At 65.0% G+C, this 15,011-nt stretch carries 13 protein-coding genes; 6 read left to right on the top strand and 7 right to left on the bottom strand.

The genetic code is table 11. From position 1 onward, the window contains the following. Positions 1-156 precede the first annotated feature (156 nt). On the bottom strand, positions 157-987 hold the full coding sequence (locus L6Q21_RS04915; RefSeq protein WP_237829516.1) for a 3'(2'),5'-bisphosphate nucleotidase CysQ family protein: 831 nt from the start codon (positions 985-987) through the stop codon (positions 157-159). Positions 988-1,069: 82 nt separating this feature from the next. Here L6Q21_RS04915 and L6Q21_RS04910 point away from each other — a divergent pair, with 82 nt between their 5' ends. Further along, positions 1,070-1,582: a hypothetical protein gene (locus L6Q21_RS04910; RefSeq protein ID WP_237829515.1), complete on the top strand. Its 513-nt coding sequence runs from the start codon at positions 1,070-1,072 to the stop codon at positions 1,580-1,582. 6 nt (positions 1,583-1,588) lie between these two features. On the opposite strand, the gene L6Q21_RS04905 is transcribed toward L6Q21_RS04910, so the two are convergent. Continuing rightward, on the bottom strand, positions 1,589-2,170 hold the full coding sequence (locus L6Q21_RS04905; RefSeq protein WP_237829514.1) for a nitroreductase family protein: 582 nt from the start codon (positions 2,168-2,170) through the stop codon (positions 1,589-1,591). Positions 2,171-2,211: 41 nt separating this feature from the next. Here L6Q21_RS04905 and L6Q21_RS04900 point away from each other — a divergent pair, with 41 nt between their 5' ends. Next, positions 2,212-4,206: a TonB-dependent receptor gene (locus tag L6Q21_RS04900; RefSeq protein WP_237829513.1), complete on the top strand. Its 1,995-nt coding sequence runs from the start codon at positions 2,212-2,214 to the stop codon at positions 4,204-4,206. 4 nt (positions 4,207-4,210) lie between these two features. Here the strand turns inward: L6Q21_RS04900 and L6Q21_RS04895 are convergent, their stop codons facing one another. From L6Q21_RS04895 to L6Q21_RS04875, 5 genes are all read right to left on the bottom strand, one after another. Then, the gene (locus L6Q21_RS04895; RefSeq protein WP_237829512.1) at positions 4,211-4,900 is read right to left on the bottom strand and encodes a hypothetical protein; all 690 of its coding nucleotides are present in this window, start codon (positions 4,898-4,900) and stop codon (positions 4,211-4,213) included. 161 nt (positions 4,901-5,061) lie between these two features. After that, positions 5,062-7,071 carry an RNA polymerase sigma factor RpoD gene (gene rpoD, locus L6Q21_RS04890; protein WP_237829511.1) on the bottom strand — a complete coding sequence of 670 codons (2,010 nt, stop codon included), beginning with the start codon at positions 7,069-7,071 and terminating at the stop codon, positions 5,062-5,064. A gap of 42 nt (positions 7,072-7,113) precedes the next feature. After that, positions 7,114-7,251 carry a hypothetical protein gene (locus L6Q21_RS04885; protein WP_237829510.1) on the bottom strand — a complete coding sequence of 46 codons (138 nt, stop codon included), beginning with the start codon at positions 7,249-7,251 and terminating at the stop codon, positions 7,114-7,116. A 57-nt stretch (positions 7,252-7,308) separates the two neighbouring features. Next, positions 7,309-9,093, bottom strand: coding sequence for a DNA primase (gene dnaG, locus L6Q21_RS04880; RefSeq protein WP_237829509.1), 1,785 nt, complete (start codon positions 9,091-9,093; stop codon positions 7,309-7,311). Positions 9,094-9,212: 119 nt separating this feature from the next. Continuing rightward, positions 9,213-9,665 carry a GatB/YqeY domain-containing protein gene (locus L6Q21_RS04875; RefSeq protein WP_237829508.1) on the bottom strand — a complete coding sequence of 151 codons (453 nt, stop codon included), beginning with the start codon at positions 9,663-9,665 and terminating at the stop codon, positions 9,213-9,215. Between the two features lie 111 nt (positions 9,666-9,776). On the opposite strand from L6Q21_RS04875, the gene carA reads away from it, so the two are divergent. Genes carA through carB form a run of 4 tightly spaced genes read left to right on the top strand, consistent with a single transcriptional unit; the run spans position 9,777 to position 14,863 of the window. Next, complete coding sequence (carA, locus tag L6Q21_RS04870) at positions 9,777-10,943, top strand: glutamine-hydrolyzing carbamoyl-phosphate synthase small subunit (protein ID WP_237829507.1); 1,167 nt, start codon at positions 9,777-9,779, stop codon at positions 10,941-10,943. Then, complete coding sequence (locus tag L6Q21_RS04865; RefSeq protein ID WP_237829506.1) at positions 10,940-11,224, top strand: hypothetical protein; 285 nt, start codon at positions 10,940-10,942, stop codon at positions 11,222-11,224. The genes carA and L6Q21_RS04865 overlap by 4 nt, the downstream gene beginning before the upstream one ends. Positions 11,225-11,279: 55 nt before the next feature. After that, on the top strand, positions 11,280-11,642 hold the full coding sequence (locus L6Q21_RS04860; protein ID WP_237829505.1) for a ribonuclease E inhibitor RraB: 363 nt from the start codon (positions 11,280-11,282) through the stop codon (positions 11,640-11,642). Then, positions 11,642-14,863: a carbamoyl-phosphate synthase large subunit gene (gene carB / locus L6Q21_RS04855; protein WP_237829504.1), complete on the top strand. Its 3,222-nt coding sequence runs from the start codon at positions 11,642-11,644 to the stop codon at positions 14,861-14,863. The genes L6Q21_RS04860 and carB overlap by 1 nt, the downstream gene beginning before the upstream one ends. Positions 14,864-15,011: the final 148 nt, after the last annotated feature.

The following is a 15,011-nucleotide window of genomic DNA, read 5'->3' as shown; positions in this document are numbered from 1 at the left end:
CCCTCCTGCACCTCCATAAGTTTGCAGAAGAGCCCCCCGAAAGCCGACGTGCGTGCACAGCTGTCGGTTCTCGGGGGGCTCTTCTGCAAACTTAAAGGGGGTCAAGGGGACACGGTCCCCTTGCGGGGTGCAGGGGCAGAGCCCCTGCCTTCTTCCCTACTCGGCAAACGGCGGCAGGCGCTCGGTGGCGGTGGGGTCGGCGAGGGCGAGGAAGGGGGTGTTGAGGTGGTCGGGCTTGCCGTAGGCGAGGGGGGTTTGGCCGGGGGCCAGCGTGAGGCCGCCGGCGGCGCGCAGGATGGCGTCGGCGGCGGCGGTGTCCCATTCGCTGGTCTGGCCGTAGCGGGGGTAGATGTCGGCGCTGCCTTCGGCGAGCAGGCAGAATTTGAGGCTGGAGCCTGAGGGCCGGCATTCGTTGGGGCCGAGGGCTTCGACCCAGGCTTTGGTGCGGGGGTCGAGGTGGGAGCGGCTGGTGACCACCAGGGGCGGGCTGGCGAGTGGCCGGCTGCGGATGGGGTGGCGCGGGGTGGCGGGGGCTTCCTTCCAGGCGCCGAGGCCGGTGGCGCCGGTCCAGAGCGTCCCGGAGGGGGGGTGGAGGACGAGGCCCAGCGTCGGCACGCCGTCTTCGACGAGGCCGATGTTGACGCTGTAGTCGGTGCCGCCGTCCACATAGTCGCGGGTGCCGTCCAGCGGGTCGATCAGCCAGAAGCGGCCGCCGGCTTCCGGACGGTCGTCCTCGGCGGCCGCTTCCTCGCCGACGATGACGGCTTGCGGGTCGATGGCGCGGATGGCGGCGGCGAGCAGCGCTTCGGCGGCTTCGTCGGCGTCGGTGACGGGCGAGGAGGGGGCGCCGTTGGCGCCGGCCTTGTCGCGCGCGGCGATGCCGTCCGCGCGGTGGCGTTCGATGAGGTCGCCGGCGGCGTGCATGGCGGGGGTCAGCCGCTCGAGGAGTTCCGCATGCGCTAGGGTCTGGGCGAGAGGGGGCGTCATGTCTTGTGGCCCTGGCTTTCCGGTGCTTGAGTTTGTCGCTGACGGTCTTATGCGTCGAGTGGGAAGACAAGGACAGAGGCAGATGGTTCGACTGCGGATATTGGCGCTTGCCTGGGTGGGGATTTCGTCTGCGGCAGGCGCCCAGGCGCAGCGGGCCTTGCTCGACTGCACGGCGATCCTGTCGGACGGGGAGCGGCTGGCCTGCTACGATGCGGCGGTGAAGGCTTTTTCGACGGAGGCGCGCGCCGTTTCGGAACGGCGCGAGGCGCAGGCGGCGAAGCTGGCGGCGGCTGCGGCCACCGCCGGCGCCGCGCAGAAGGCGGACGGATTCGGGCGGGAAACGACCAGGGCGGCCAAGGCCGATCCGGCCCGGATCGAGCGGATCGACAGCGTCGTGCGGGAAATCTTGAGCGACGGCCGGGGCAAGCCGGTCTTCGTTCTGGAGAATGGCCAGATCTGGCGGCAGGCCGAGGCGATCAACCTGCCGACCATCCGCGCTTCCAGCCCGGTATCGGTCCGGCGCGGCGCCATGGGCAGCTACCGGCTGTTCGTGGAGGGGGGCAATCGATCGGTGCAGGTCGTGCGCGTGCGCTGACGGATATCAGCCCGGCCAGCGTGAGACGATGTCGGCGAGGGCCGGGCGCGGCCGCTCTTCCAGCGCCTTGGTCGGCGTGCCGATGAAGAAGAAGCCGGCGATCCGGCCGCCGGGCGCCCCCAGTTCCCCGGCGAGGCCGGGAAGGAAGGCGGGGGCTCCGGTCAGCCAGTTGCCGACATAGCCCATCGCATGGGCGGCGAGCAGCAGATTCTGCGCGGCGGCGCCGGCGGACAATTCCTGCTCCCAGGCCGGGATATGGCTGTCCTGAAGCGTCGAGATGAGCGCCACCAGCGTCGGCGATTGCCGGGCGAAGCCGTCCATCGCTTCCAGTTCCAGCCGCCCGGCCTCGGGCCTGCCGGCCTTGTAGAGCCTGGCGAGAAGCGCGGAAAAGGCGTCCCGATCCTCGATCACCACGAACCGCCACGGCGCGAGCTTGCCATGATCGGGCACGCGCGAGGCGGCCGACAGGATCTGCTGCAGTTGCGCCGGGTCCGGGCCGGGGGCGATGAGGTCGCGCGCTTTCCCGGAACGCCGGCTCAGCAGAAGCGAAAGCGGGGTGGAACGATCGTTGAAGTCGACAGGGTCCATGCTTCCGTCCTTGGCACAGCCGCTTTCGCTGGGCTAGGCGCATGGCAGCCATGTCAGATGCACTTCCCCCCCAGCCGCCCGCGGAAACCATTCTCGTTTCGGGCCGCGCGATCACGCCCGCCGCCGGCGCCGAGGCATTCGGCGCCCTGAACATCCCGGCCGAAGCGCTGAATCCGGCCTCGGGCCGGGTGGAGGAGGCGCTGCGGGCGCTGGGCGGGCTGCAATTGTTCCGCACGTCGAGCACGCGCACGGCCAATCCCACATCCGAAGGGCTGACGGCGCGGGCGCTTTCCGGCAACGCCGCCAGCCGGATCGAGGTGACGCTGGACGGGGTGCCGCTGTCCGATCCCTTCTTCGGCTTCGTCAGTTGGGGCGCCCTCGTCGGCCAGCCGCTGGCCGGCGCGCAACTGGTGCGCGGCGGCGGGCTGGGCGGGCCGGGGGCGCTGGCCGGCACGCTGGAGCTGACTTCGGCCATGCCGGCGAACGCCGCCATGCTGCGGGGTGGAAGCCGTGATTCGCTGGAAGGGCAGGGCGGAATCGCGACACAGGCTGCCGGCGGCGCGCTGGGGATTTCCGGCGGCTTCTCCCGCGGCGACGGCTACAAGCTGGTCGAGGAGCCGGGGCCGGGCGACGTGGCAACGCGCTACCGGCAATGGTCGCTGGCCGGAACGGCGCGAACGCAGGTGGGGGCGCTGGCGCTGGTGGCGCGCCTGTCGGGCTTCGCCGACCAGCGGCTGCGCGGCGTGGAAGGCGCCGACATCGAATCGCGCGGCGGCGACGCCAGCCTCGGCGCGACGCTGGAAGGCGCGTGGCGGCTGGGGCTTACGGCCCACGCCAAGCTGCGCGATTTCTCGACGGTGACGCGGACACTGGATTCCACCCGCACCGTCGCCACCACGGCGCTGGACCAGGTGAAGACCCCGGCTTCCGGCTGGGGGGTGGAATTGCGGGCGGAGCCGCCGCTGGGCGAGGACAGCGCGCTGCAACTGGGCGCCGGCTATCGCTCGGCCGAGGGGCGGACGATCGAGCGCTTCCGCTTTCAACTGGGCGAGCCGACTCGCGGACGGGTGGCGGGCGGCTCGCAGCAGGTGGCGAGCCTGTTCCTGAACGGCTCGCACCGGGCGACGCCGCAACTGCTGCTGACGGCCGCCGGCCGGGTGGACCGCTGGCGGCTGGGCGCGGGCGAGCTGAGCGAATTCGATCTGGCGAATGGCGCGCCGACGCTGGAGGAGCCGTCCGACGCCCGCAGCGGCACGGAATTGAGCGGCCGGCTGGGGGCGGTGTGGCGGCCGGTGCCGGCCGTCCGCCTGCGCGCCGCCGGGTATCGCGGCTGGCGCCTGCCGACGCTGAACGAGCTTTACCGGCCGTTCCGCGCCGGGCAGGACGCGACCGCCGCCAACGCCACGCTGAACCCGGAGCATCTGTGGGGCGCGGAGGCGAGCCTTGGCTGGCAGCCGCTGGCGGCGGTCGATCTTTCCGCCACCTTCTTCTGGAACCGGCTGAGCGATCCGATCACCAATGTGACGCTGGGGGCCGGCCCGGGCAATTTCCCCGGAGTGGGCTTCGTCGCCGCCGGCGGGCGCTACCGGCAGCGGCAGAATCTGGAGGCGATCGAGGCGCATGGCGTGGAGGCGGATGCGCGCCTGCCGCTGGGGCCGTTCGCGCTGACGGCGAGCGGCGCCTGGGTCGATGCGGAAGTGAAGGGCGGTGGGCTCGACGGCTATCGCCCGGCGCAGGCACCGGAATTCTCCGGCAGCCTCGCCCTTGGCTGGCAGCGGGGCGGCTGGTCCGCCTCGGCGATGCTGCGGCATTTCGGCGCCCGTTTCGAGGACGACCAGAACAACCGCCGGCTGCCGGCGGCGACCACGCTCGACCTGGAGGCGGCCATCCCGCTCGGCCATATGTGGCGGGTGGAGCTGGCGGCGGAAAACCTGACCGATGCGAATGTCGCGACCGGATTTTCCGGCAGCCAGCTGGAGCGCGGCCAGCCGCGCACGCTCTGGATCGGGCTGAGCTGGCGCCCGGCGGCGCGCTGAAGCCTCAGTCGCCGAGCGGCTTGAAGGTGGCGATGGACTTGCGCTTTCCGCCGAGACCCATCGGCGCGGAAACGTCGGTCTCGGCCGTTTGCGACACCAGGAAGGGCGTGCCGTTGGCGCCGGGCTTGTAGTGGCTCACCACGTTGAAGCGGTTGATGCTCGCCACCACCTTCACCCGGAAGGGCTTGGCGGCGAAGATGCGCACTTCGCTCGTCAGCGGCTTGCCGCCCACTTCTTCCACGGTCGTCTCCAGCGACAGGTGGGAGGAAATGTCGCCACCCGGGGTGATTACCGTGCCCTTTGGAAGGCTCGTCCAGAGATAGATCGTCTTGCCATCCTTCTCGGTGACACGGGCAGGCGGCGAGGCCATCATCCTGTGCAGATTGTGAAAGCCGGGCGCGGGCGAACTGTTGTTCTTCGCGTGTGTTTCCAGATCCTTGGGGGTGGGCTTGCGGCCGTCCACGCTGACCACCGTCCAGTTGCCCGCCGTTCCCGCTTTCGGCTGGTAGCGGTCCACCACCAGCGCCGGTTCCTTCTGCGGGTCGGCGCGCACCTCGGCCCGGGTTATCCGTTCGAAAGCCACAGGGGCCGACTTCGCCGATTCGGCGACGATGCGGTCGATGACGGCATCGGCTTCAGCCGCCGCCGACACCAGCAGCAGGATGGAAAGGGCGGCAGGCTTGCAGAAGGCCATGTTGTTCCTTTTCAGGCAGGGTTTCGCGCCGGAACCTTGCCGCCCGATACTGTCTTGCGGCTGAACGCCCGGATTGGGAACTCATCTGCCCCTTTCCTTCGTCACCCCGGGCTTGACCCGGGGTGACGGGAAATACCGCAATGGCTTCTATGGTTCCCAACCTAGCTGTCGAGGAAGCTCCGCATCTTGCGGCTGCGCGACGGGTGCTTCAGCTTGCGAAGCGCCTTCGCCTCGATCTGCCGGATGCGCTCGCGCGTCACCGAGAATTGCTGGCCCACTTCCTCCAGCGTGTGGTCGGTGTTCATGCCGATCCCGAAGCGCATGCGCAGCACCCGCTCCTCGCGCGGGGTCAGGCTGGCGAGCACGCGGGTGACGGTCTCCTTGAGGTTGGCGTGGATCGCCGCGTCCACCGGGATGACGGCGTTCTTGTCCTCGATGAAGTCGCCCAGATGGCTGTCCTCCTCGTCGCCGATCGGCGTTTCGAGGCTGATCGGCTCCTTGGCGATCTTCAGCACCTTGCGCACCTTGTCGAGCGGCATCGAAAGCCGCTCGGCCAGCTCCTCGGGCGTCGCCTCGCGGCCGGTCTCGTGCAGATACTGGCGGCTGGCGCGCACCAGCTTGTTGATCGTCTCGATCATATGCACCGGGATGCGGATGGTGCGGGCCTGGTCGGCGATGCTCCGGGTGATTGCCTGCCGGATCCACCAGGTGGCGTAGGTGCTGAACTTGTAGCCGCGCCGATACTCGAACTTGTCCACCGCCTTCATCAGGCCGATGTTGCCCTCCTGGATCAGGTCCAGGAACTGCAGGCCGCGGTTGGTGTATTTCTTGGCGATGGAAATCACGAGGCGCAGGTTCGCCTCCACCATTTCCTTCTTGGCGATCCGCGCCTCGCGCTCGCCCTTCTGCACCATGTTGACGATTCGGCGGTATTCGGAAAGGTCGACCCCGGTTTCGCGGGCGATCTCGCCCAGTTCGCGGCGGATGCGGTCGACATCGCCCACCTCGGCGGCGGCGAAGGCCGTCCATTTCTTGTCGCGGCCGGCGTTGGCGGCCAGCCAGCCGTCGTCCAGCTCGCGGCCGACATAGCTGTCGAGGAAGTCGCGGCGGTTGATCTTGTGCCGGTCGGCCAGCCGCAGCATGTCGGACCCCAGCTTCATCAGCCGGCGGTTGAAGCTGTAGAGATGCTCGACCAGAAACTCGATCTTGGCGTTGGTGAACTGCACGGCGGCGATCTGCTGCGTCAGGTCGAGCCGCAGCTTCTGATATTTCTTCTCTTCGGCCTTGGGGAATTCGACGCCGAGGCCGATCGACTGCATGCGGGTCTGCTGCAGCTTGTGGAACTTGTCGTAGCTCGCCTCGATCGCGGCGAAGGTTTCCAGCGCCTGCGGCTTCAGCGTCTCTTCCATGGCGGCAAGGCTCATGCCGCCCTCGTCCTCCTCCTCCTCGGCGGGGCGCGGGGCGCGGCGCTCGGTCAGCGCGTCCTCGTCGTCGGGCTGGGCGGGGGCTTCCTCCTCGTCCTCCGACTCCTCCTTGAACTGCACGGGCATGTCGCCCTCGCCCTCTTCCTCGCCCTCCTCGGTGGTGGGCTTGGCCAGCATGGCTTCGAGGTCGAGGATCTCGCGCAGCTGCATCCGCCCCTCGTTCAGGGCGGTGGACCATTCGATGATGGCGGCGAAGGTCATCGGGCTTTCGCAAAGCCCGGCGATCATCGTGTCCCGCCCGGCCTCGATCCGCTTGGCGATGGCGATCTCGCCCTCGCGCGAGAGCAGCTCGACGGCGCCCATCTCGCGCAGATACATGCGCACGGGGTCGTCGGTGCGGTCGAGCTTCTCCTTGGGCGCGGCGGCGACGGGCGCGGGGCCGATCGGGTCGACCTCCACTTCCTCGACTCCATCCTCCTCCTCGGCCTCGGCTTCCTCGGCGGCGTCCTCATTCTCGACGATGTTGATTCCCATGTCGGAGAGCGCCGACATCACATCCTCGATCTGCTCGGACGACATCTGGTCCTGCGGCAGGGCCGAGTTCAGCTCGTCGTAGGTGATCCAGCCGCGCTTCTTCGCCTTGGCGATCAGCCGCTTCAGGCTGGCCTCGTTGAGATCGATGACGGGCGCGCCATCGCCTTCCGCCTTTTCCGGCACTTCGCTGTCAGTGAACGCGGGCTTCGCCATTGAGTCCCCAAGTCCAAAAGGGCGCGAACGGCTTTCGGCCGCTCACGCCTGTCGGTTGTCTCCTTGAATGGCAGGCGTCAGCCCCAGACGGTCCATCATTTCCAATGCCGCCGCGCGATTCCGCTCAAAAGCTTCCTCCAGCGATTGGACTTCCCCCGGGTCGATTGCCTGCCGTTCCAACGAGGCTATGTGGTGCGTCGCGAGGCAAGACGCAAGGGTTGTTGCGTCATCAGGCCATTATGCAGCTATTTTTGCAGCCGCCCTTGCGTCGGCAATATCGGAAACGAGCTGCATCAGGCGCTCCCTGTTTTTCATGGCAGCGGCGCCAATAATCCGTTGCTTACTATGCGCTGCTTCGTAATCTGAAGAATAAGTCTCCTTCAAATTCATCCACATTACGCGAAGTTCAGAAATTTCGATCAGGCTACCCAGAACCTCCTTCATCAGAGTCCTGAAATTTTCAGATGAAATTTCTCGTGGTAAAAGCTCGTAAACGCCCCTTAAACGATTAGGGCTTACGTCATGGTTTTCCAATAATTCTACTCGTGCCCCAGATAATGAAGGATAATATAAATCTAGCATTACTAATTCTTCGGAGAAATGTTCAATATCATTTGCATCTTTTCGGCGCGCGAAGGACGATAATACCATTGCTTCGACAATTCTATTCGGCGCTTTTAAAGAAGATATCTCTGATCTGATGATTTTCAGATCATTATTGTCTAAGGAATTTTCTCTCCTGTTTGATCCGAAGCGATTTTCGGTGAATGTGGAAATTGCTCGCTTTCTCCAGTATATAAAAAATTCTCTCTGGAGTTCATAATTCTGAATAGTTGAGCTTATTTCCTTGAGTGTTTTTATGAAATTAACTCTTCCCTCTGGCGATCCGACGTCCGAAGTTGCTTCTATTTGCTCATATACATAATCGCTGAGAATTTTTGATTCTCTCGCGAGCTCCAAGAAAGCGCTACGACCATTCGCCTTCGTAAAGTCGTCTGGGTCGAGGCCTTTAGGAAGCGTCAGAATACGCGCTGATTTTCCGGGAACAAGAATCGGCAATATCCTGAGTGCGGACCTCATTGCAGCACGTTGACCGGCGCCATCTCCATCAAAGCTCAGAATGGGGGAATCGGTAGACTTCCAGCATAGCTGAATCTGCTCTTCCGTAAGAGCAGTGCCAAGCGGTGCTACGGCTTCGGGAATGCCGGCGCCTACAAGCGCCACCACATCCATATAGCCTTCAACAATGAACAGGGTGCCAGACTTTCGTGCAGCAGGCGCTGCTCGATGGTAGTTGTAGAGTAAGCGTCCCTTGTGAAAAACGGGCCCTTCAGGAGAGTTGAGATATTTCGGCTCACCATTCCCGAGGATGCGTCCGCCGAATCCGACAGGTCTTCCTCGCGGGTCGTGAATGGGGAACATCAAGCGCCCGCGAAAACGATCGTATCGACGGCCTTCTGTTTCGCCAACGAGTCCTGCTTCCAGCAGTTGATTCGGTTCAACCTTATCGAACTTCGCTTTCAGTGCCTTAGAAAGCGCATCCCGAGAATCGGGGGCAAATCCTAAGCCAAACTGGATTGTCAGCGCCGGGGAGACAGCTCTCTTCGAAAGATAATCGCGAGCGGACGCGCCTGCGGAAGATTGCAATTGCGCATTATACCAAGCGCCCGCTTCGGAGATTAATTCATACAGTCCCGCCCGCCTATCAGCCTGGGGACTAGAATGCTCCAGGGGGGGCAGTTCCAAGCCTACCTCAGCCGCAAGAGCTTTGACCGCGTCTATGAATGGCAGGCCTTCTTGCTCCATTAGAAAACTGATCGCATCGCCATGCGCGCCGCAACCGAAGCAGTGATAAAAGCCTTTTTCCTCGTTGACGTAAAAGCTTGGTGTTTTCTCATCGTGAAAAGGACAGCATCCCTTCCATTCACGACCAGCGCGCGTCAGCTTAACCTTGCGTCCAATGATAGATGCAAGACCTGTTCTTGACCTGACATCGTCCAAAAAGGCCGGGGCGAGGCTCACCTTACAATAAAACTCCCGTCATCATCTTCGACTGATGACGGTCATCACAAAAGGTGCGAATCAGCGCCGCCTCAGCCGGCTTGGCAGCCTACCACTCAGTTGTGCTGGATAAAAGGTAGCTACGAAATCGCCGCCTTCACGAAGCCGCTGGCCTTGCCCATGTCCATCCGGCCCTGCAGCCGCGCCTTCACCAGCGCCATCACCGCGCCCATGTCCTTCACCGAGGTGGCGCCGGCTTCCTTCACCAGCTCGGCGATGGCGGCCTTCGCCTCCTCGTCGGACATCTGCTTCGGCAGGAAGCTTTCGATCACCTCCAGCTCGGCCCTTTCCGCCGCCGCCAGCTCCTCGCGCCCGCCCGACTCGAACATCTCGATCGATTCGCGGCGCTGCTTCGCCATCTTGCCCAGCACTTCCATCACCAGCACATCGTCGTCGGCCGGGGCGCCGCCGGTGCGGGCCTCGATGTCGCGGTTCTTGATGGCGGCCTGAATCAGCCGGATGGCCGACACGCGGCCCGTCTCCTTCGCCTTCATCGAGGTTATGAGGGCGGTCTTGATATCGTCGCGGATCATGTCTTCTTGTCTCCTTGCTCCCCACATAAGCGCCCGCGCGGCATTGACCAACCGCCCGCGCGGCCCTATCGCGGCGCCTTAGCCCGAAACCTGTGATTTAAGGATCTGCCGATGGCCGACGACCTCTCTGCGCGCCAACATTCCGGCGCGACCGGAGTCGTTGTGCTGGCCGATGGAACTTTGTTTTGGGGGCAGGGCTGCGGCGCCGAAGGCGAGGCCGTGGGGGAACTCTGCTTCAACACGGCGATGACCGGCTATCAGGAAGTGATGACCGACCCGAGCTACGCCGGGCAGATCATCAATTTCACCTTCCCGCACATCGGCAATGTCGGCGCGAACGCCGAGGATGTGGAGGCGATCAACCCGCATGCGCTGGGCTGCGTGATGGCCGAGCCGATCACCGCGCCGTCCAACTTCCGCTCGGGCAAGGCGTTCGATGAGTGGCTGGCCGACTGGGGGCGGATCGGGCTGGCGGGTGTCGACACCCGCGCCATCACCCGGCGGATCCGCAAGTCCGGCGCGCCCAACGCCGTCATCGCCCACCGCAAGGACGGAAAGTTCGATGTGGAGGCGCTGGTCGCCAAGGCGAAAGCCTGGAGCGGGCTGGAAGGGCTGGACCTGGCGAAGGAGGTTTCCTCCACCCAGACATGGACCTGGGACGAAGGCCCCTGGAAGCTGGGCGAAGGCTATCTGCCCGGCAATCTGCTGGCGGACGCGCCGCATGTCGTCGCCATCGACTATGGGATCAAGCGCGCGATCCTGCGGCAACTGGTGGACGCCGGCGCGCGGGTGACGGTGGTTCCCGCGACGGCCAGCTTCGAGGAGATACTGGCGCTGAATCCGGACGGGCTGTTCCTGTCGAACGGCCCCGGCGACCCGGCGGCGACCGGGGTTTATGCGGTGCCGGTGATCCAGCGGTGGCTGGAAACGAAGAAGCCGCTGTTCGGCATCTGCCTTGGCCACCAACTGCTGGGGATCGCCATCGGCGCGAAAACGGTGAAGATGCACCAGGGCCATCGCGGCGCCAACCATCCAGTGAAGCAATTGTCGGACGGGAAGGTGGAGATCACCTCGATGAACCATGGCTTCGCCGTGGACGCGGAGACGCTGCCGGCGAACGCGCGGGCTACGCACATCAGCCTGTTCGACCAGACTTTGTGCGGGCTGGAACTGGTGGATCAGCCGGCCTTTTCGGTTCAGCACCACCCGGAAGCCTCGCCGGGGCCGCAGGATAGTTACTATCTGTTCCGGCGGTTCGTGGAGGGGCTGCGGGCGTGAAAGCCATTCATTCTATCTTCCTGTTTTCAATCGTAGCTACTGGCTGCTCATCTGCGGCGCCTCTAACGAATGAGGCTCAACGTCAATCGGAATTGGATAAGATCGCCAAGCACTGCAAGGTGCCAAGATCGATCCTCCGACTGACTGGAGACGAGTTGACGCTTGGTGGGCAGGAAATGAAGGACGTGGCCTTTGATCGAGTGCAGTGCACTCTCAAACACATTAAAGATTTGAGTTTTCCTGTGAAAATAGGCTTCCTTGGCAATGAGGCTTACCAATGAGTAGCAAATTCACCTCTCCCTCCCCCCGGCGGGGGGAGGGAGAGAAAGTGTTCGTATGACCGTGCCCACCGTCGATCCCGCAAAGCTCGCGGCTGAAGTCGAAGCCGATGCCGAAGTGCTGAAGGCGCTGGCGGAAAATGGCGATATCGCCTCCGTCGTCCGCCCCATCGACCTGCACTTCAAGGGCTCGCAGGAGGCCATCGAGGCGCTGGTCGAGGATTCGGAGGAACTGGGCTTCGAATTCCTCGAATTCGGCGAATATGAAGATGGCGACATCGCCGCCGACTTCATCGTGGAGGGCACGGCCGAGCCGGCCGCCATGGCGGCGCTGGTGGAACGCGCGCTGCAAATCGAAATCACCCACGGCGTCGAGTTCGACGGCTGGGGCTGCGAAGCACAAACCGGAAACGCCAACTGATGCCCAAACGCACCGACATCCAGTCCATCCTCGTCATCGGAGCCGGCCCGATCATCATCGGCCAGGCCTGCGAGTTCGATTATTCCGGCACGCAGGCGGTGAAGGCGCTGAAGGGGGAGGGCTATCGGGTCATCCTCGTCAATTCCAACCCAGCCACCATTATGACCGACCCGGAACTGGCCGACGCCACCTATGTGGAGCCGATCACCCCGGAAGTCGTGGCGCGCATCCTGGAGAAGGAGCGCCCGGACGCGGTGCTGCCGACCATGGGCGGGCAGACCGCGCTCAACACCGCGCTGGCGCTGGCGAAGGACGGCACGCTCGACCGGCTGGGGGTGAAGCTGATCGGCGCCGACGCGCATGCGATCGAAAAGGCCGAGGACCGGCTGAAGTTCCGCGACGCCATGGACGCGATCGGCCTCGAATCCCCGCGCTCGGCCATCGCCCACAGCCTGGAAGACGCGCTGAAGGCGCTGGAGCATGTGGGCCTGCCGGCGATCATCCGCCCGTCCTTCACGCTGGGCGGCACCGGCGGCGGCATCGCCTACAACCGCGACGAGTTCGTGAAGATCGCGCTGGGCGGGCTCGAAGCCTCCCCCACCACCGAGGTGCTGATCGAGGAATCGGTGCTGGGCTGGAAGGAGTATGAGATGGAAGTGGTCCGCGACCGGGCGGACAATGCCATCATCATCTGCTCCATCGAGAATATCGACCCGATGGGCACCCACACCGGGGATTCGATCACCGTCGCGCCGGCCCTGACGCTGACCGACAAGGAATATCAGATCATGCGCAACGCCTCGATCGCGGTGCTGCGCGAGATCGGGGTGGAAACCGGCGGCTCCAACGTGCAGTTCGCGGTGAATCCGGCGGACGGGCGGCTGGTCGTCATCGAGATGAACCCGCGCGTGTCGCGCTCTTCCGCGCTGGCCTCGAAGGCGACGGGCTTCCCGATCGCCAAGGTCGCGGCGCTGCTGGCGGTCGGCTACACGCTGGACGAGCTTCCGAACGACATCACCAAGACGACGCCGGCCAGCTTCGAGCCGACCATCGACTATGTGGTGACGAAGATCCCGCGTTTCGCCTTCGAGAAGTTCAAGGGCTCGGACTCGACGCTCGGCACCAGCATGAAGTCGGTCGGCGAGGTGATGGCGATCGGCCGTTCCTTCCACGAATCGCTGCAGAAGGCGCTGCGCGGGCTGGAAACCGGCCTCGACGGGCTGGATGAGCCCGAGGAACTGGCGAACGCCTCCAAGGGCGAGATACTGGCGGCGCTCGCCCGGCGGGTGCCGGGCCGGCTGCTGATCGCCGCCCAGGCGCTGCGGGCGGGAATCGTGCCGGGCGAAGTCTCGCGCGTTTCCCATTACGACCCCTGGTTCGTGGCGCGGCTGGCGGAACTGGTCGCCGCCGAGGCCGAGGTGCGGGAAAAGGGGCTGCCGACCGACGCGGCCGGCCTGAAGGCGCTGAAGGCGATGGGCTTTTCGGACGCGCGGCTGGCGAAGCTGTCGGGCGGCAAGGAAGCCGAAGTGCGGGCGCTGCGGCTGAAGCTGGGCGTGCGCCCGGTGATGAAGCGCATCGACACCTGCGGCGCCGAGTTCGAATCGCTGACGCCCTATATGTATTCCACCTATGGCGGCACCGAGTGCGAGGCCGAGCCTTCCACGCGCGAGAAGATCGTCATCCTGGGCGGAGGGCCTAACCGGATCGGTCAGGGGATCGAATTCGACTATTGCTGTTGTCACGCCGCTTTCGCTCTGGAAGAGGTTGGGTTCGAGACCATCATGGTCAATTGCAACCCGGAAACCGTCTCCACCGACTATGACACCTCGGACCGGCTCTACTTCGAGCCGCTGACCGCCGAGGATGTGCTGGAACTGCTGCATGTCGAGCAGCAGGCGGGCACCTTGAAGGGCGTGATCGTGCAGTTCGGCGGGCAGACGCCGCTGAAGCTGGCGCGGGCGCTGGAAGCGGCTGGAATCCCGATCCTCGGCACCTCGCCGGACGCCATCGACCTCGCCGAAGACCGCGAGCGGTTCGCGGCGCTGGTCGAGGAACTGGGGCTGAAGCAGCCGGCCGGCGGCATCGCCCGCAGCGGGGAAGAAGCGGTCGCCGTGGCCGAGCGCATCGGCTACCCGGTGCTGATGCGGCCTTCCTATGTGCTGGGCGGGCGGGCGATGGAGATCGTCGAGACCACCGCCAGCCTGGAGACCTATATCGAGACGGCGGTGAAGGTGTCGGGCGACAGCCCGGTGCTGATCGACCGCTATCTGCGCGACGCCATCGAAGTGGATGTGGACGCGCTGGCCGATGGCGCCATCGTGCATGTGGCGGGCGTGATGCAGCATATCGAGGAAGCCGGTGTGCACTCAGGCGATTCCGCCTGTTCTTTGCCGCCTTACAGCCTCTCCGCTGACATCATCGCCGAAATCAAGCGGCAGGCCGGGGTGCTGGCGACGGCGCTTGGTGTGCGCGGGCTGATGAACGTGCAGTTCGCGGTAAAGGATGGTGAGGTTTACCTGATCGAGGTGAACCCGCGCGCCAGCCGCACCGTGCCCTTTGTCGCCAAGGCGCAAGGCCGCCCCTATGCGAAGATCGCCGCGCGGGTGATGGCGGGCGAGGCGCTCACCGGCTTCGAGCTGGAACCGAAGTCGACCGGGCATATCGCCGTGAAGGAAGCCGTCTTCCCCTTCGCCCGCTTCCCGGGCACCGACCCGGTGCTGAGCCCGGAAATGAAATCCACCGGCGAAGTGATGGGGATCGACAGCGACTTCGCCATGGCCTTCGCCAAGGCCCAGCTGGCCGCCGGCACCGTGCTGCCGATGGAAGGCCGGGTGTTCATTTCGGTGAAGGACAGCGACAAGCCCTATATCCTGGAAGCCGCGCGCGACCTGCACGGCATGGGATTCGATCTGGTCGCCACGCGCGGCACCGCGCAATGGCTGGGGGAGCATGGCGTCTGCGTCTCCGTCATCAACAAGGTGCTGGAAGGCCAGCCGCACATCGTGGATGCGATCACCGATGGCGGCATCGCCATGATCTTCAACACCACCGAAGGCGTGCAGAGCCTGAAGGATTCGGAATCGATCCGCATGGCCGCCTGGAACCGCAAGGTGCCGATCTTCACCACCGCGGCGGCCTCCGTCGCCTCGGTGAAGGCGATCGCGGCGCTGAAGGCCCGGCCGATGGAGGTGACCCCGCTTCAGGCACATCACGCCGCCTGAGGCGGGGTGGGTTGATTTCTCGCACTTGCGAAAATGTAGGCCGACATTTACAATCGCTGTCCGATCCACCCCCCTCCCGACTGGTTTCGACCCATGAACGACGGCGGAATGACCGCCGGGGTAGAGATTTTTCGGGCAAATGACGACC

The sequence above is a fragment of the Sandaracinobacteroides sayramensis genome, assembly GCF_022014495.1.
Taxonomy (GTDB): domain Bacteria; phylum Pseudomonadota; class Alphaproteobacteria; order Sphingomonadales; family Sphingomonadaceae; genus Sandaracinobacteroides; species Sandaracinobacteroides sayramense.
The sequence above is the reverse complement of the archived record's forward strand: the minus strand, read 5'-3'. Positions and strand labels throughout refer to the sequence as shown.